Origin of the sequence: Bhargavaea beijingensis, assembly GCF_900101985.1 — a bacterium.
Taxonomy (GTDB): Bacteria; Bacillota; Bacilli; order Bacillales_A; family Planococcaceae; genus Bhargavaea; species Bhargavaea beijingensis.
Genome location: NZ_FNAR01000004.1, coordinates 119767 through 136483, shown reverse-complemented (window position 1 = coordinate 136483; position 16717 = coordinate 119767). Strand labels below are relative to the sequence as shown.

At 54.9% G+C, this 16717-nt stretch carries 19 protein-coding genes; 16 read left to right on the top strand and 3 right to left on the bottom strand.

Annotated features, from left to right (window positions below):
• The first annotated feature begins 39 nt into the window (after positions 1 to 39).
• The 4 genes from BLT01_RS05095 to BLT01_RS05080 all read left to right on the top strand — a co-directional run bounded on the left by BLT01_RS05095 (position 40) and on the right by BLT01_RS05080 (position 3274).
• The gene (locus BLT01_RS05095; RefSeq protein ID WP_092095297.1) at positions 40 to 273 is read left to right on the top strand and encodes a DUF896 domain-containing protein; all 234 of its coding nucleotides are present in this window, start codon (positions 40 to 42) and stop codon (positions 271 to 273) included.
• Between the two features lie 92 nt (positions 274 to 365).
• Positions 366 to 2363, top strand: coding sequence for a transketolase (gene tkt / locus BLT01_RS05090; RefSeq protein WP_092095295.1), 1998 nt, complete (start codon positions 366 to 368; stop codon positions 2361 to 2363).
• A 164-nt stretch (positions 2364 to 2527) separates the two neighbouring features.
• Positions 2528 to 2983, top strand: a complete 456-nt coding sequence (locus BLT01_RS05085; protein ID WP_143020580.1) for a sporulation inhibitor of replication protein SirA — start codon at positions 2528 to 2530, stop codon at positions 2981 to 2983.
• Positions 2984 to 3052: 69 nt separating this feature from the next.
• Complete coding sequence (locus BLT01_RS05080) at positions 3053 to 3274, top strand: YneF family protein (protein ID WP_092095289.1); 222 nt, start codon at positions 3053 to 3055, stop codon at positions 3272 to 3274.
• A gap of 320 nt (positions 3275 to 3594) precedes the next feature.
• On the opposite strand, the gene BLT01_RS05075 is transcribed toward BLT01_RS05080, so the two are convergent.
• Together BLT01_RS05075 and BLT01_RS05070 are read right to left on the bottom strand one after the other, a co-directional pair.
• Positions 3595 to 4560, bottom strand: a complete 966-nt coding sequence (locus BLT01_RS05075) for an alpha/beta hydrolase (protein WP_092095287.1) — start codon at positions 4558 to 4560, stop codon at positions 3595 to 3597.
• Between the two features lie 37 nt (positions 4561 to 4597).
• Positions 4598 to 5506, bottom strand: coding sequence for a hydroxymethylglutaryl-CoA lyase (locus tag BLT01_RS05070; protein ID WP_092095285.1), 909 nt, complete (start codon positions 5504 to 5506; stop codon positions 4598 to 4600).
• A gap of 89 nt (positions 5507 to 5595) precedes the next feature.
• On the opposite strand from BLT01_RS05070, the gene BLT01_RS05065 reads away from it, so the two are divergent.
• Both BLT01_RS05065 and BLT01_RS05060 read left to right on the top strand, forming a co-directional pair.
• A complete protein-coding gene (locus BLT01_RS05065; RefSeq protein WP_092095283.1) occupies positions 5596 to 6780 on the top strand; it encodes an acetyl-CoA C-acetyltransferase in 1185 nt (394 codons plus the stop codon).
• 22 nt (positions 6781 to 6802) lie between these two features.
• Positions 6803 to 7054: a DUF3886 domain-containing protein gene (locus BLT01_RS05060; RefSeq protein ID WP_092095281.1), complete on the top strand. Its 252-nt coding sequence runs from the start codon at positions 6803 to 6805 to the stop codon at positions 7052 to 7054.
• A gap of 29 nt (positions 7055 to 7083) precedes the next feature.
• On the opposite strand, the gene BLT01_RS05055 is transcribed toward BLT01_RS05060, so the two are convergent.
• Entirely contained in the window at positions 7084 to 7986 is a 903-nt protein-coding gene (locus BLT01_RS05055) for an aldo/keto reductase (RefSeq protein WP_092095279.1), read from the bottom strand.
• Between the two features lie 66 nt (positions 7987 to 8052).
• Here BLT01_RS05055 and BLT01_RS05050 point away from each other — a divergent pair, with 66 nt between their 5' ends.
• From BLT01_RS05050 to BLT01_RS05005, 10 genes are all read left to right on the top strand, one after another.
• Complete coding sequence (locus BLT01_RS05050) at positions 8053 to 8601, top strand: NUDIX hydrolase (protein WP_092095277.1); 549 nt, start codon at positions 8053 to 8055, stop codon at positions 8599 to 8601.
• A 54-nt stretch (positions 8602 to 8655) separates the two neighbouring features.
• Positions 8656 to 9168 (top strand): hypothetical protein, encoded by a 513-nt coding sequence (locus BLT01_RS05045; protein WP_092095275.1) that lies wholly within the window; start codon positions 8656 to 8658, stop codon positions 9166 to 9168.
• A 100-nt stretch (positions 9169 to 9268) separates the two neighbouring features.
• Positions 9269 to 9724, top strand: coding sequence for a ferric iron uptake transcriptional regulator (gene fur / locus BLT01_RS05040; protein WP_092095272.1), 456 nt, complete (start codon positions 9269 to 9271; stop codon positions 9722 to 9724).
• 73 nt (positions 9725 to 9797) lie between these two features.
• Positions 9798 to 10700 carry a site-specific tyrosine recombinase XerD gene (gene xerD / locus BLT01_RS05035; RefSeq protein ID WP_092095269.1) on the top strand — a complete coding sequence of 301 codons (903 nt, stop codon included), beginning with the start codon at positions 9798 to 9800 and terminating at the stop codon, positions 10698 to 10700.
• A gap of 87 nt (positions 10701 to 10787) precedes the next feature.
• The gene (gene deoB, locus BLT01_RS05030) at positions 10788 to 11972 is read left to right on the top strand and encodes a phosphopentomutase (RefSeq protein WP_092095266.1); all 1185 of its coding nucleotides are present in this window, start codon (positions 10788 to 10790) and stop codon (positions 11970 to 11972) included.
• A 16-nt stretch (positions 11973 to 11988) separates the two neighbouring features.
• On the top strand, positions 11989 to 13290 hold the full coding sequence (locus BLT01_RS05025; RefSeq protein ID WP_092095429.1) for a pyrimidine-nucleoside phosphorylase: 1302 nt from the start codon (positions 11989 to 11991) through the stop codon (positions 13288 to 13290).
• 356 nt (positions 13291 to 13646) lie between these two features.
• Complete coding sequence (locus BLT01_RS05020; RefSeq protein WP_092095426.1) at positions 13647 to 14000, top strand: STAS domain-containing protein; 354 nt, start codon at positions 13647 to 13649, stop codon at positions 13998 to 14000.
• Positions 13990 to 14439, top strand: coding sequence for an anti-sigma F factor (spoIIAB, locus tag BLT01_RS05015; RefSeq protein ID WP_092095264.1), 450 nt, complete (start codon positions 13990 to 13992; stop codon positions 14437 to 14439). The genes BLT01_RS05020 and spoIIAB overlap by 11 nt, the downstream gene beginning before the upstream one ends.
• Positions 14440 to 14442: 3 nt before the next feature.
• The gene (locus BLT01_RS05010; RefSeq protein ID WP_092095262.1) at positions 14443 to 15237 is read left to right on the top strand and encodes a SigF/SigG family RNA polymerase sporulation sigma factor; all 795 of its coding nucleotides are present in this window, start codon (positions 14443 to 14445) and stop codon (positions 15235 to 15237) included.
• A complete protein-coding gene (locus BLT01_RS05005; RefSeq protein WP_092095260.1) occupies positions 15234 to 16688 on the top strand; it encodes a spore germination protein in 1455 nt (484 codons plus the stop codon). Before BLT01_RS05010 ends, BLT01_RS05005 begins: the two co-directional genes overlap by 4 nt.
• Positions 16689 to 16717: the final 29 nt, after the last annotated feature.

Below are 16717 nucleotides of genomic sequence, written 5' to 3'. Positions count from 1 at the left end.
TTTTTCTTATCTTTAGGTGAAATGGAAAGGGGAGATTTCATGCTTTCACCCGAAAAGCTCGCCCGGATCAATGAACTGGCGAAAAAGAAGAAAACGGTCGGACTGACGTTGGAAGAAGCGAAAGAACAAACCTCACTCCGCAAGGAATACTTGGAGACTTTCCGCTCCAATATGAAGAAGACGATCGAGAACGTCACGGTCATCGACCCGGAGGGCAATGATATTACTCCGGACAAAGTGAAACGGCTCAGATCCAACAAATTCCCGAACTGAGCCCGATGAAGACGTAATCCGGTTGTAAAGAATGCCGGGCTCGTCTACACTTAAAAAGGTTTAACTATTTGTTCGTGAAAGGATGTCGAAAGATGGCGAATCATGCCGATGCACTTGCAATCACCACGATCCGGACTCTGTCCATCGATGCAATCGAGAAAGCCAACTCCGGCCACCCGGGTCTTCCGATGGGCGCCGCTCCGATGGCTTACACTCTTTGGACAAAACATATGAAGCACAACCCGTCGAATCCTCAGTGGTTCAACAGGGACCGCTTTGTCCTCTCCGCGGGACACGGGTCGATGCTCCTTTATTCCCTGCTCCATCTTGGGGGCTACGATCTGCCGATGGATGAGATCAAAAACTTCCGCCAGTGGGGTTCCAAGACACCAGGCCACCCGGAATACGGCCATACTGACGGCGTGGAAGCGACTACGGGACCGCTTGGCCAGGGAATTGGCATGGCAGTGGGCATGGCGATGGCAGAACGCCATCTTGCTGCAACCTACAACAAGGACGGCCATGAGGTTGTCGACCATTATACGTACGCACTATGCGGCGACGGCGACCTGATGGAAGGAGTCGCTTCTGAGGCAATCTCGCTTGCAGGCCACCTGAAGCTGGACAAGCTGATCGTCCTTTATGACAGCAATGACATCTCCCTTGACGGGGAACTCGACATGAGCTTTACGGAAGACATCCGGAAGCGCTTTGAATCCTACGGCTGGAACTATCTCCGTGTCGAAGACGGGAATGATATCGATGCGGTTTCACTGGCGATCGAAGAGGCGAAAGGAAACACGGGCGGCCCTACCCTGATTGAAGTGAAAACGATCATCGGCTACGGTTCGCCGAACAAATCAGGCAAAGCGGATGTTCATGGCGCTCCTCTGGGTGAAGACGAGATGAAACTCGCCAAAGAGTACTACAACTGGACATTCGAGGAAGACTTCCATGTACCTGAAGAAGTATACGAGACATTCCGCAAGGCTGCGGAAGAAAACGGCAAGCAGGCCGAAAAGCAATGGAACGAGCGGTTTGCGGCATACGAGGAAGCTTTCCCTGAACAAGCGGCCCAGCTTAAAGCAGCACTTGAAGGAAAGCTGCCCGAAGACTTCGCAGAAAACCTGCCGACCTACGAAACCGGCAAGTCCGTCGCGACACGCAGTGCGTCCGGCGATATGATCAATGCCCTGGCGGAATCTGTTCCTTCTCTGTTCGGCGGCAGTGCCGACCTTGCAGGATCGAACAAGACAACGATCAAGGGGGCCGGCGACTTCCTTCCCGACAACTACGGCGGCCGCAACATCTGGTTCGGGGTCCGTGAATTCGCGATGGGGGCAGCACTCAATGGCATGGCGCTCCACGGCGGGCTCCGGGTGTTCGGCGGCACGTTCTTCGTCTTCAGCGATTATGTGCGCCCTGCAGTCCGTCTGTCAGCACTCATGGGTGTGCCGGTCACTTATGTGTTCACTCACGACAGCATCGCGGTCGGTGAAGACGGCCCGACTCACGAACCGGTCGAACATCTGGCTTCCCTCCGCGCAATGCCGGGTCTTTCGGTCATCCGCCCGGCTGACGGGAATGAAACGGCTGCTGCCTGGAAACTGGCAGTTTCATCGGAAAACAAGCCGACGGTACTCGTGCTTTCCCGTCAGAACCTGCCGGTGCTCGAGCACTCCGCGCAACGTGCGATGGCTGGCGTCGAAAAGGGAGCTTACATTGTTTCCGATGCCGATAGCGGCAAGCCTGATGGAATCCTTCTCGCAACCGGGTCGGAGGTCAGCCTTGCCATTGAAGCCCAAAAGCAGCTTCTTGGGGAAGGCATCCGTGTCCGCGTCGTATCGATGCCATCATGGGACCGCTTCGAGGAGCAGGATGCGGCATACAAGGAAGAAATTCTTCCGAAGACCGTGACAAAACGTCTTGCAATCGAAATGGGCGCTTCCCTCGGGTGGCACAAGTACACCGGCTTCGAAGGCGATGTCCTCGCCATCGATACATTTGGCGCAAGCGCACCGGGCGGCACTGTCATGAAAGAGTACGGCTTTACACCGGAAAATGTGGCAGCACGATTTAAGCAACTTTAATGTTCAAAAAGGAAGGCGCCCTCCGGGAGGCCTTCCTTTTTTGTGCGTCGATGCAGACCCAACCCGCCTCCGGACAATTCGACAAAACTAGAGGGGTTCTTCTCCGCACTCTGACATCTTTTTTTTGCATCACGGGATATGATGTTGAAAAAGGGGTGGCAGTCATGCGCGAATATATCATTTACGAAGTGAAAAACGACCACCAGCCGTTTATCCTTGGGCGGGAACGGCTGCTGGAAGAGCTGCTTGCGGTGGAGGGGGAAGAAAGCTCGGAAGTGCGGTTTCTCTGCCATGAGGTCGACCCGGACCGGATCATGTTCCAGCTGAGGCGGAGGATGGACAGGCGGTTTCCGGAGGTGGGGCGGGAGGGGGGGCTGCTCCGTCTCCACCATCCTGTGAAGGGCACAATCCGGATCGGCTTCGGCGACTACAGCCTCACTGCGCGATGCGATGGCACCAGAATGCTTGATCTGGATCTGTTCGCGGGTCTTTCCGGCATCAGCGGGGGCTACTTTGCGGTCCGCGGGAAAAGCGGAGAATGCGGCTGGCTGAAGCCGGTGAGATTCTGGGAAAACGGAGTCGGGCCAAGCCGCCAATTATGCGGAAATAGTAGTATCTGACTTCAGAATGTTGTATACTTCTCCTTGGTGCACATACCGTGAAACTGATGGCACGAAGGAGGAACCACAATGGCGACCGTTTGGTGGATCATTCTGCTCATCGTCGCGTTGCTTGCCGGGACGGCTCTCGGCTTTTTCATCGCGCGAAGATATATGATGAATTACCTGAAAGAGAACCCGCCGATCAATGAACAGATGCTGCGTATGCTGATGATGCAGATGGGGATGAAACCTTCCCAGAAGAAAATCAATCAGATGCTGGCACAGATGAACAAAATGAACGATAAATAATGGCGGCGTCCTTCCTCCGGAAGGGCGTTTTATTTGTTTCCGCAAAACCGGAATAGCAGGGAATTAAAGAATTAAACTGCCCGGGCAAGAAATGGAGCAAGGGGCACCTATCAGGAGTCCATGAAAGCGATTCCTGATCTTAGCCGCCGCTGGTTCTGTTCCTCCGCGAATCCGTATTCATCCTCCCGTTTCAACCGCCACTACGGATGACCGAATGGTTACCAAGCCTCTCGCTTGTGCGGCGTCTCATTCGAAAAGTAAAAAAATGAGCATGCAAAAGCCCTCCCCTGCAAAAAGTAAAGGGAGGGCTTCCGGCTCGATCAGGCGATTCCCGGCCTGTCCTCGGCATCATTGGGGAGCAATCCGTGTTCGTGCAGGAAAGACCTGATCGCCTGTTCATATTCCTCGGCGTTTTCATTATAGGACTGGGCATGTGCGCCCTTTTCGAACAGCCGGATTGATTTGGGCTCCGGCTTCAGCTCATAAAGTTCCTTCGTCATCGCCGGCAGGATAAAGTCGTCTTCCAGGCTGTGGATGAAAAGCACCGGCCTCCTGATATTGACGACCGACTGTCTCGGGGAGACGAGATCGAGCGTATAACCGTCCCGCACTTTAAGAAAAACGTTGGCGAGCCGGATTGCAAAACCTGTCCGGAGTGGCGTCGATCGCCTCAGAATATGAAGAACCTGCTCGGTAAAGTCCGAGAACGGGCAGTCGGCTATGTAGAAGTCGGCTTCGTCCCCGACACTCCCGGCATACAGCAGAGCTGTCGCAGCGCCCATCGATTCCCCGTGTACGCCAATGATGGCATGTTTCCCGGCGTACCCCCGGAGCTCATCCATGATTGCGCCAAGATCGGTCTTTTCATAATGGCCGAAGCTTGTCGTCCGGCCCTCCGAATCCCCGTGGCGGCGGTGGTCATAGATCACGGAGTTGAATCCGAGCCGCTCAAACACCCGGGCGTATTTGACCGAGTTGATTTTGTTTTCCGTGACGCCGTGGGAAATGACGACATAATGGTTCGTATCCAGCGGCTCGAGCAGCACTGCTTTAAGCCGGTATCCATTTGGCGAATCCACCCAGCGCTCGGATTTGCGGACGGCGTTGTACCAGCCCTCATCAAAGCGTTTTGCGGAAATTTCCCGCTGGAGAATCACGTCGTCCTCTTTCTTTTTCATGTACATCAGCCGGTTTGTGGCAAGGAGGCCGATGGCCGATCCGACAGCAGCCGAGATGCCCGTCACGATACCGGTAGCCGTCAGCCAGCGCTTCGTGCGATTTCCCATAGAATTAAATGGCCTCCTTCCAAGTTAAGATTCGTTCTTATCCTATACGATGTGCGTTCTTATACAGTGTATACATGCCCGTGGAAATTGGGCGTGAAACGTGAGACGCCACTACGTCGACCGCACGGCAAATGCCTTCAACCGAAATGCCTGTATCGATGTCCATCCGCTCCAGCATATTGACCACATCCTCGGTCGCGACGTTGCCAGTGGCACCCGGGGCGAACGGGCAGCCGCCCAGTCCGCCGGCCGATGCATCAAACCGGTCGACGCCTGCCTGAAGTGACGCAAAGATATTGGCGAGCGCCATTTTGCGAGTGTCGTGGAAGTGCGCTGTCATCAAAATATCCGGGAGTTCTTCCTTCAGGCGGCTGAACAGGAGCTCACTTTCTTGAGGCGTCGCCATCCCGATCGTATCGGCCACGCTTAATTCATCCACGCCCAGTCTTGCGAAGCGTTTGCACAGATTCACTGTGCGTTCGGGATCAACCGGGCCTTCGAACGGGCAGTGAAATGCAGTCGAAATGCAGGCGCGCACGAACAGGCCGTCCTCTTTCATCTTTTGAATGAGCGGAGTCAGCTGCTCCATGCTTTCATCTGTCGTCCTATTAATGTTTTTCTTATTAAATGCATCCGTCACACCCACAAACACGGCGATGCTATCTGCCCCCGCAGCTCTTGCATTGGCAATTCCCCGCTCGTTTGGTGCAAGAACGAACTGTCTGCCGATCCGCTTTGCCCCGGCCATGATGTCTGCCGCATCCCCCATCTGCGGCACCCATTTAGGCGATACGAAAGATGTAAGCTCCATTTCGCCGACACCCGCATCCTGCAGCGCGCGGATAAAGTGAAGCTTCACATCCGTCGGGACCTGGTTTTTCTCATTCTGCAGACCGTCTCTCGGCCCTACCTCGATAATCGACACTTTTTTTGGTAGACTTAACATGACAAACCCCCTCCTTGTATCCAATTGTAAGGATGCGGACGGAGCGGGGCAAGGCAATAAGAGGATGAATGTAAAGGGGAGATGGGGAAATGGCAAAAGAAGTGGTTATCGCAAGCGCTGTACGTACGGCAATCGGCACATTTCTGGGATCGCTGAAGGACATTCCGGCAACTGAACTGGGGGGCATCGCAATCCGGGAAGCGCTTTCCCGCGCCGGCGTGGACGGGGAGCAAGTAGATGAAGTGATCATGGGCAATGTGCTCCAGGCAGGACTCGGACAAAACCCGGCCCGCCAGGCATCCATCAAGGCCGGACTTCCGGAAGCGGTTCCGTCTCTGACAATCAACAAAGTGTGCGGTTCCGGATTGAAAGCGGTTCATCTGGCTGCACAGGCGATCAAGGCGGGGGAAGCCGACATCGTTGTTGCAGGAGGCATGGAAAATATGAGCCAGGCACCGCACCTCCTTAAAGGGGCACGTGACGGCTTCAAGATGGGTGACCAGAAATTGATCGACAGCATGCTTTCGGACGGCCTCTGGTGCGCTTTCAACGACTATCATATGGGCATCACGGCAGAGAACCTGTGTGATCGGTATGGTATCAGCCGTGAGGAACAGGATAGGTTCGCGGCGCGTTCACAAGAGCGGGCGGCGGCTGCCATCGAAGCAGGACGCTTCGAGGAGGAGATTGTTCCTGTTGAAATCCCGCAACGCAAGGGAGATCCGATCCTCTTTAAAAACGACGAGCACGTGAAGGCGGGCTCTACGGCGGAAAAGCTGGCGAAGCTCCGCCCGGCATTTAAAAAAGAGGGAAGCGTCACTGCAGGGAATGCTTCCGGCATCAATGACGGTGCGGCGGCATTTGTCGTCATGTCCAAAGAAAAGGCCGATGAGCTTGGCATCGATCCGCTCGCGGTTATTGCCGCAAATGGCAATGCCGGAGTGGACCCGGCCGTGATGGGCATCGGCCCGGTCCAGGCAGTGAGAAAGGCATTGGACAAAGCCGGACTGGAGCTCGGGGACATGGATCTTGTCGAAGCGAACGAAGCATTCGCGGCACAATCGATTGCCGTCGACCGTGAGCTGAAGTTCGACCATGATAAACTGAATGTCAATGGCGGCGCGATTGCGCTCGGCCACCCGATCGGTGCTAGTGGTGCGCGGATTCTCGTGACGCTGCTGCATGAGATGAAGCGGCGTGATGCCAAGACGGGGCTTGCCACACTGTGCATCGGTGGCGGCCAGGGGGTCGCGACAGTCGTGCGCCGTCCGTGAATGATGGAAAGAAGGTGATTGTGTGTCCAAAAAGAAACCGCGGCAGCGGAAAGCGGCTGCCCAGAAGCAGGACGGCCGGCCGACACTCGCTGACGGACTCGGCGGGGATACACTGGATCAACTGAAGAAAGCCAAACTGGCGCTCCTCAAAACCGAGAAGGAAGAAGAGGAAAGACGCCTCGCTCAGAAGGCGAAAGAGCGCCGTGAACGGGAAAAGACCATGTCGTTCGGAGAACTTCTTGATCAATACGGCGACAAGGGCTCCAAGTATTAAAAACCGTCCGCCAAAAAAGCACCGGGACATCATTCCCGGTGCTTTTCATATCGATCTTCGGCTGTAAGGGCGGCATAAGTCCGGACGGTTTCGCTGTCGGGCATGCTGTCATAAGCGTTGAGAGTCTCGTGCAGCTGTTCTTCACTGCTCGCCCCCGTGATGGCAGAAGCCACCGCGCCGTTTTCGAGGACAAATGCGAGAGCCGCCGAATGAAGAGCGCCCGTCAGCCTTCCGAACCCGGCAATCAGTTTACGGAGTTCACCGGACGAGTACGAGAGATACCCGTCCGCCGCCTCAACCCGTTTTTCCGCTTCGGATGTCAGGAGTCCTTTTGCCAGCGGCCCGCGCGCGACGACAGAAGCACCTGCATCGCTGATGTCGGCGAACCATTCCTCCGGCCTTCGGTCAAGCAGGCTATACTGCATCATGTTCGAAACCGCGGAGCTGTTCTTCAAAAATGGCAAAAAAACATTCGGGCGGATGGATGAAATTCCGTAATGGCGGATCAGTCCTTCCCGTTTCAGGTCGTCGAACACACTGATGATGGCATCGAGGTCATCTTCCGCAGTCCCGCCGTGCAGTTGGTAAACATCAATATAGTCGGTGCCAAGGCGTTTCAGGCTGTTGTGCACGGATTTGCGGATATGGCCAGGTGACGGATCCCATTCCCATCCCTCCTTGCCATCGGTCCAGCTGTTGCCTACCTTGGTGGCAAGGATGATGTCCTGCCGCCTGTTGCCAAATGCCTTGCCGAGCAATTCCTCATTTCTGCCGCGTCCATACAGGTCGGCAGTGTCGAAATAGTTGATTCCGGCGTCCAGTGCCGCCTGAACGATGCGCTCCGCTTTGCCGGCATCATCCGGAAGCGACATGCATCCAAGTCCGATTTCCGATATAACCGGACCGGTCTTGCCAAGTTTCCGTGTCTTCATCGTATCTCCTCCCGAATCCATAGTATAATGAATGCGCAAGGACGACCAACAGAAAGGGATGGTCCAATGGATAAGTTTGAGGAACGGACAATACATACGGAGACTGTCTACGACGGGAAAATCATCCGCCTTGAAATCGACGATGTGATCCTGCCGGACGGAAAGCCTTCGAAAAGGGAGCTTGTCAGGCATCCGGGCGCAGTGGCTCTGATTCCGATCACCGATGATGGAAAGATTGTCATGGTTGAACAATACCGGAAGGCGCTGGGCACGACCCTTCTGGAAGTGCCGGCCGGAAAGCTTGAGCCCGGGGAAGCGCCTGAAGTGACGGCCAGAAGGGAACTGGAAGAGGAGACCGGCTATTCAAGCGACAAGTTGGAGCCGGTGATGACATTTGCGACTTCACCGGGATTTGCCGATGAGACGATTCATCTGTTCGCCGCGACCGGCCTCCATAAAGTCGACAATCCGGCGCAAGGCGACGAAGATGAGTTCGTCGAGCTGCTGGAAATCCCTCTGGAAGAAGCGGTCGTGATGCTTGATGAAGGACAAATCCGTGACGCAAAAACGGCTTTCGCCATTCTTTGGGCGGAGCGGTCCGGCAGAAGGAAATGACATGTCAGGGAGCGGACAGGCATAGGTTGTACAAATCCTCCGGAGGTGCAGCCCATGCAGCGATCGCTCCCTTTTCTTTACCTGCTTACATTACTTATTATCGGATTTACGGGCGGTACTGTCCTGTTCCGCTTTGCAGAAGCGGGCATGTCGGAAACAGTCACCGTCTTTCTTGATCCGCGCCTCGATCTTGTGACACCGGCGAAACCGTACCGGGCTATCCTTGCTTTTCTGGCGTTTCATGGACTGGCCCTGTTCCTGGCATCCCACGCTGCACTGCGGCACGCGGTCATGTTCGTCGCCGGCCTGAGAACCGTGTTTTTCGGCTTTGCTTCGACCTACCTGATCAGCCAGGATGGGGCAATCACGTTTTATGCCGCCTGGTGGTTTCCCGCCCAGCTTCTGCTCACAATGCTGTACATCGTGTTCTGCATGAATCTCTCGCCTCCATTTATGCTGAAAAAATATTTCAGCAGACACCGGAAAGAAGCAGTGATTCGGGTCGCTGCACTTTCCGCTGCCATCCTTGCATCGGAAATCGGCCTGTTCATTTTCCTTGATAATTGAAAATGATAATCATATTGTAATGATTGTCGTTAATGTGCTGGAACTCTTGTAACCAGCCGGCCAGGTTGATATAATAAGTACAGTTTGAGGGGGGCGTCTCATGGAAAGCAGGATCGAACGCATAAAAAAGCAGCTCCACAATGCGAAATACAAACTGACGCCCCAGCGCGAAGCCACGGTCTCTGTACTGCTGGAGCATGAGGAAGACCACCTCAGCGCAGAGGATGTCTATCTGCTCGTCAAAGAAAAATCGCCCGAAATCGGGCTTGCAACTGTCTATCGGACACTGGAGCTGCTGACTGAACTGAAAGTCGTCGACAAGATCAACTTTGGGGACGGCGTATCCCGCTTTGATCTGCGGCAGGAAGGTGCCGCCCATTTCCATCACCATCTAGTGTGCATCGAGTGCGGTGCGGTGGATGAAATCCAGGAAGATCTGCTGGGTGACGTCGAACAGATTGTCGAAGACCGCTGGAATTTCCGCATCAAGGACCACAGGCTTACATTCCACGGCATCTGCAGCCGCTGCGGTGAAGGAAATGAAGAGAAAGAATGAGAATAACAGAAACGGACAGGATGGCGAAAGCTGTCCTTTTTTCATATGGATCAGTCCGGAAAGGGGAGAGAATATGAAAGAGGCGGAAGACGCGCTGAACGACTACCTTCATTTTTTGAGAGTCGAGCGCCAGCTGGCGGAAAATACGATCGGGTCTTACAAAAGGGACCTTCTTGGCTACATCCGCTATCTGGAAAAAGAGGTGCAGCCCGGCAGCCTGGATGGCGTCACCCGTGCGCATATCCTCGGCTACCTGCAAGTTTTGGAGCGAGGCGGGAAATCGCCCAGGACGATTTCCCGGCATATCTCCTCAATCCGCTCTTTCCATCAGTTCCTGGTAAGGGAGCGGATCACCACGACCGATCCGACCATCCAGCTGGATCTTCCGAAACTCGAGATGAAACTGCCGCGGGTGCTGTCCGTCGGGGAAGTCGACTCGCTCATCGCCGCTCCGGACCGTTCAAAACCTGCGGGTATAAGGGACCGGGCCATGCTGGAAATGCTGTACGGGACCGGCATGCGTGTCAGCGAGTGCATCGGGATGAATACCGGGGATGTCCATCTGTCCATGGGATTTGCCCGCGTGTTCGGTAAGGGCGGCAAGGAACGGATCGTTCCGCTAGGCAGGAATGCGATCGACGCGGTCACGGCATATGTGGAGCAGGCAAGGCCACTGATGCTGAAGGGGGACCGGTCACAGGATGCGCTGTTCGTCAATTCACGGGGCGGACGCCTGACACGCCAGGGAGTCTGGAAGCTGTTGAATCAGCATGCGAAAAAAGCGGGTATCACGAAAGAGCTCACTCCGCACACTCTGCGGCATTCATTTGCCACGCATCTTGTGGAGAATGGCGCGGACCTTCGTGCGATCCAGGAAATGCTCGGACATGCCGACATCTCGACAACACAGATATACACCCATGTCAGCAAGACCCGGCTTAAGGATGTCTACAGCAAGTTTCATCCCCGTGCGTAAAACGGGCAAAACGTGACGTCAGACCTCTGATTTGTGGTACAGTAATTCTGTAATGGGTATAAGAAGTGCCAAGGAGGTTTTGCGACAATGACAGCGCAACCATTTAATCGAATCCATCTGATTGTTCTCGACTCGGTCGGCATCGGCGAAGCTCCGGATGCTGCCGATTTCGGTGATGAAGGAGCGGACACACTCGGCCATATCGCAGAAGCGACAGGCGGAATCAACATGCCGAACATGGCAGGGCTCGGCCTCGCCAACATCCGCCCGCTAAAGGGGCTTGAGGCAGCAGAAAAACCGTCCGGCTATTATGGGCGCATGCAGGAAGCCTCAGTCGGCAAGGATACGATGACAGGGCATTGGGAAATCATGGGCCTGAACATCGACAAACCGTTCAAGGTTTATCCGGAGGGGTTTCCTGATGGCCTGATCCGCGAACTTGAGGAGCGGACAGGACGACGGGTGATCGGCAATAAGCCTGCCAGCGGAACCGTCATCATTGATGAGCTCGGACCGCTCCATATGGAATCGGGCGACCTGATCGTCTATACATCGGCCGACCCGGTACTGCAGATTGCCGCGCACGAAGGGGTCATCCCGATAGAGGAGCTTTACGAAATCTGCGAGATTGCAAGAGAGATCACGCTGAAGCCGGAGTATCTGGTCGGCCGGGTCATCGCCCGCCCATTCATCGGAGAGCCGGGTAACTTCACACGCACAACCAACCGCCATGATTATGCGCTCAAACCGTTTGGACGCACCGTCATGAACGAACTGGAAGACAGCGGCCATGACGTGATTGCGGTCGGGAAAATTTCCGATATCTTTAACGGGGAAGGCGTAACGGATGCGGTCCGCACCTCTTCCAATATGGACGGCGTCGACAAGCTGCTTGAAGTGATGAACCGGGATTTCAAGGGGCTCTCGTTCACAAATCTTGTTGACTTTGATGCGCTCTTCGGCCACCGCCGCGACCCGGAAGGCTACGGCAACGCCCTTGCCGAGTTTGACGCGCGTATGCCTGAGATCATGAATGCTCTCAGGGAAGATGATCTGCTGATCATTACGGCAGACCACGGCAACGATCCGACGGCGCCGGGGACCGATCACACCCGTGAGTACGTCCCGGTCATCATGGCTTCACCGAGGTTTACAGAAGGCGGCGAACTTCCGCTTCAGAAGACCTTTGCTTCCGTCGGTGCCACCATCGCGGATAATTTTGGCGTCAGCATGCCGGAGTTCGGTGAAAGCTATCTTCCATTTTTAAAATGAAAGTAGGTTGATGGACATGAGAATGGTAGACATCATCACGAAAAAGCGGGATGGAGGCAGGCTGACTGAAGAGGAAATCCGGTTCTTCATCAATGGAATTACGGATGATTCCGTCCCGGATTACCAGGCAAGCGCGCTTCTGATGGCCATCTACTTCGAAGGGATGGAAAAGGAAGAACAAGCGATGCTGACCGAAGCCATGGTCGACTCGGGAGACCGGATCGACCTGTCCGGCATCGAAGGCACCCTCGTAGACAAGCACTCCACAGGCGGAGTCGGTGACACGACGACACTGATTCTCGGACCGATCGTCGCGGCGTGCGGCGTGCCGGTCGCCAAGATGAGCGGCCGAGGCCTCGGCCACACGGGGGGAACGCTAGATAAGCTGGAGGCGATCGGCGGATTCCATATCGAGCTGACGGAAAAACAGTTTGCCGACCAGGTGAACAATCTGAAGCTTGCGGTCATCGGCCAAAGCGGGAACCTCACCCCGGCTGACAAAAAGCTGTACGCCCTGCGTGACGTGACAGCGACCGTCGATAGCATCCCGCTGATCGCAAGTTCCATCATGAGCAAGAAGATTGCTGCAGGAGCAGATGCCATCGTTCTTGATGTGAAGACCGGCGAAGGCGCTTTCATGAAGACGGAAGAAGAAGCCCGGCAACTTGCAGAGGCCATGGTCGGCATCGGCAATGCCGTCGGACGCAGGACGATGGCGGTCATTTCCGACATGAGCCAGCCGCTCGGCTATGCAATCGGCAATGCTCTTGAGGTGAAAGAAGCGATTGAGACACTAAGAGGCGAAGGCCCGGAAGACCTCACACGGCTCTGCATCGAGCTCGGCAGCCGGATGGTCGTCGCAGGAGGAAAAGCCGGCAGCATCGAAGAAGCGGAAGGCATGATCCGAAACGTGATCTATGATGGATCAGCACTTGCACTGTTCCGCAAGTTCGTTGAAGCCCAGGGCGGCAATCCGGAAATCGTCGACGACCCGGAAAAACTTCCGTCGGCCTCGGAAATCATCGAATTCAAGGCCGAATCGGACGGCTACGTTCAGTCCATCGGCGCAGATGACATCGGCCTTGCCGCCATGCACCTCGGAGCTGGGCGCTCGACCAAGGACGAGCAGATCGATCTGGGCGTCGGCATCGTCCTGAAAAAGAAAGTCGGCGACCAAGTTTCAAAAGGAGAACCGCTTGCCGAGGTCCATACAAATGGCAAAGGCACTGACACCGCACTCGCCATGCTCCGCGAGCACATCACTGTTGGCCCCGAAAAAATCGGAGCACCACCGCTCATCCACGGCGACATCCGGTAAATAAGTGTTTTATAGTTAATTCATCTTGAACAACGGATCCGGAAGACATCCTTCTCCGGGTCCTTTTTGTAATCTGAAGCATTCTATGAAAAACACTCCATCTTCCGGAGTGTTTTTTTGTGAGTTTTAAGAAACCATCCCTGAGTGTCAAGAAACCACCCTGCTCTTTGCAACCTGCCGGCTTCCATGCCCCAATCCGGTAACTGTAATTTCCATGTATATTCCGTGCCCATTCAGGGCAGGCTTGGACGGCGAAGGCCGTCATGGCCGAAATTTGCCGGATTTCCACTACTTTCGTCGAGTACAAGGAATCCGGAAAGCGGCCGTTGAATTACGAGCCGAAAGGGGGCATCCATATGAATCAGATTAAATTGACAACTGGCGGAATCGTGATTGTCCGCCCTGCAGGAGAATTGGATCACCACACGGCGGACAGCATCAAACGGGAAGTAAGCCGGCTCATCTTTGGAGGAAAAGCCAACGCAGTCATCTGGAATCTCGGCAGCCTGCAGTTTATGGACAGCGCGGGAATCGGGCTGATCCTGGGAAGGATGAGAGACCTTGGTGCAGTCGAAGGCGGAACGGTTATCCTGAATCCGTCCCCGACCATGAAAAAGATGTTCGAGCTGTCCGGCCTGGGCAGTCATCTGATGGAAGGCACGGAAGAAGATGCGATAAAACGGCTGGGAGGGATCCTGCATGGAAAATGAAATGAAATTATCGTTTGCCGCAATCAGTGAGAATGAAGCGCTTGCCCGCATGACACTCACCTTCTTTGTGGCAGCACTCGACCCGACCCTTGAGGAAATTTCGGAATACAAGACAGTCATCTCCGAAGCGGTAACGAATGCAATCATTCATGGATACGATGAAGATCGCTCCGGCGTGGTCACCGTGCATGCAACGCTGAACGGCCGGGAAGTCACAGTCATCATCAGTGACGAAGGCGGCGGAATTGAAAATGTGGAAGAGGCGATGCAGCCGATGTACACATCAAAGCCGGAACGGGAGCGGTCCGGTATGGGATTCACGATCATGGAGAGCTTCACGGATAGCCTATCGGTCGATTCACGCCAAGGCGGCGGGACAACCGTAACATTCAAGAAGAAATTCTCTCCCGTGCAGGAAACCTGCTCTTCGGTGGGATGACGGATGCAGGAGCATGTGGAGCAGCGCAAACCGCCACTATTGACACAGGAAACGATGAGGGAACTGATCCGGGAAGCCCAGTCGGGTGACGCCGAAGCCAGGCGGGTCATGGTCGAAGGCAATACTAGGCTTGTCTGGTCCATTGTGCAGCGCTTTTCCTCAAGGGGCGTTGAGCTCGATGACCTGTACCAGATCGGCTGTATTGGCCTTCTCAAGGCGGTCGACAAGTTCGACTTGAGCTTTGAAGTGAAGTTCTCCACGTATGCCGTTCCGATGATCATCGGGGAAATTCAGCGTTTTCTCCGGGATGACGGAATGGTGAAAGTGAGCCGGTCGATCAGGGAGCTGAACTTCAAGATCCGGCATGCGACCGACGATTTCCTCAAAGATCACGAGCGTTCACCGACGATTTCCGAAATCTCGGCCATACTGGATGTGCCGATTTCCGATGTCATTGTTGCCATGGATGCGATGAAAGATCCGGCCTCCCTTCAGGAACAGCTGTATGAGGGAGAGGGAGATTCGGTCACCCTGATGGACCAGGTCCGGGATGAACGATCCGAAAAGGGGTTCGAGCATATCCCGCTGAAAGACATCATTTCAAGGCTCGATCCGAGGGACAGGACCATCATCGTCATGAGGTTCTACATGGACTGCACACAAAGCGACATTGCCGAAAGACTCGGCATTTCGCAGGTTCAGGTGTCCCGGCTCGAGAAGAAGATCCTTGCCAAGATGAAGGCATACATGAGGCCGGATCTTGCAAAGGAGCCGGTGGAGACGAAGGGAGAAGGTTGACGATCGAACGGCTATATGACAACAGAGAAGAGGCAAAAAAGGAGCTCGGCGGATTATTCGGCAAAGGAGAGTCCTATGATTTTGTCATGCTGGACATCCACATCCGCCAGGAACCGGCCACGATCGTTTACATGAACGGCCTGATCAATTCGGACGTCACCGTGCAGCTCCTGACATCGCTGCAGATGACAGACATCTGGGATGAGCTCGAAGAGAAAATCACCCGGGAGAATTTCCTGACCTACTTCCCGTTTCATTCAATGGAACCGTGCAAAGACAAAAACACCATGATCGACTCCATCCTGAGTGGCCAGCTTATATTCGTGATGGAGGACGGCTCTGTTTTCCAGGCTGACGTCAGGGAATATCCGGGAAGGCAGCCGGAAGAACCGGACAATGAAAAAGTCATACGGGGGTCAAGGGACGGCTTTACGGAAAACATTGTCCTGAATACAGCTCTGATCAGGAGGCGGCTGCGGGATCCGCAGCTGAGATTTGAAATCCAGCGGGTGACGGAACGGGGCCGGACGGACATCGCGATCGGTTACCTGAAGGGGGTCGCAAGCGAGAAGCATCTGGACATGCTAAGAAACCGGCTTGCTGAAATCGATCACGACGGGCTGACGATGTCGGACAAGCAGCTGGAAGAACTGCTATTCAAGCAGAAGTTCCATCCCGTGCCGTTTGTGCGCTTCACGGAGCGGCCGGACATTGCTGCGGCCCACCTGCTGGAAGGTCACATCGCGATTGTCGTCGATACATCTCCTTCTGTGCTGCTCATCCCGGTCACCATTTTCCACCATCTTCAGCATGCGGAGGAATTCAGGCAGGCACCGCTTATCGGAACCGGTGTCCGCGCCATCCGCTTTTCCGGTATGCTGATGGCCGTGTTTCTTCTCCCGTTCTGGTATTTGCTCGTCAAGTATCCGGAGTTTGTTCCGAAAGCGCTGGATTTTATCGGGCCGAAAGAACATGGTGAAATCCCGCTGCTTTTTCAGATTATCGCAGCCGACGTCGGGGTGGAATTCATGCGTCTCGCCGCCATTCATACCCCGACCCCTCTGTCAACGGCGCTCGGCCTGATTGCAGCGGTGATTCTCGGGCAGATGGCGGTCGATGTCGGACTGTTCACCGCGGAAGTGATCCTGTATGTCGCACTTACCGCGGTCGTGACTTTCGCCATCCCTTCTTATGAGCTGAGCATCTCGGCCAAAATTTTCCGGACAGTGCTACTCATCCTGACGGCTCTGGCAGGTCCGGCCGGCTTTTTCGCGGGTGGAGCAATCCTTTTCTGGTATCTCTGTTCCATCAAGCCGATGGGCGTACCGTATCTTTGGCCGGTCGCGCCGTTTTTCCCGAAGGCACTTTCCCGTGTAGTGATCAGGTATCCGATGATCGGAAGCGAACTGAGGCCTTATATCACGGATTCTCCCAGAAGGCAGCGCAGTTAAAGCCAGATTGCACGTTCGCCCCCTTCATG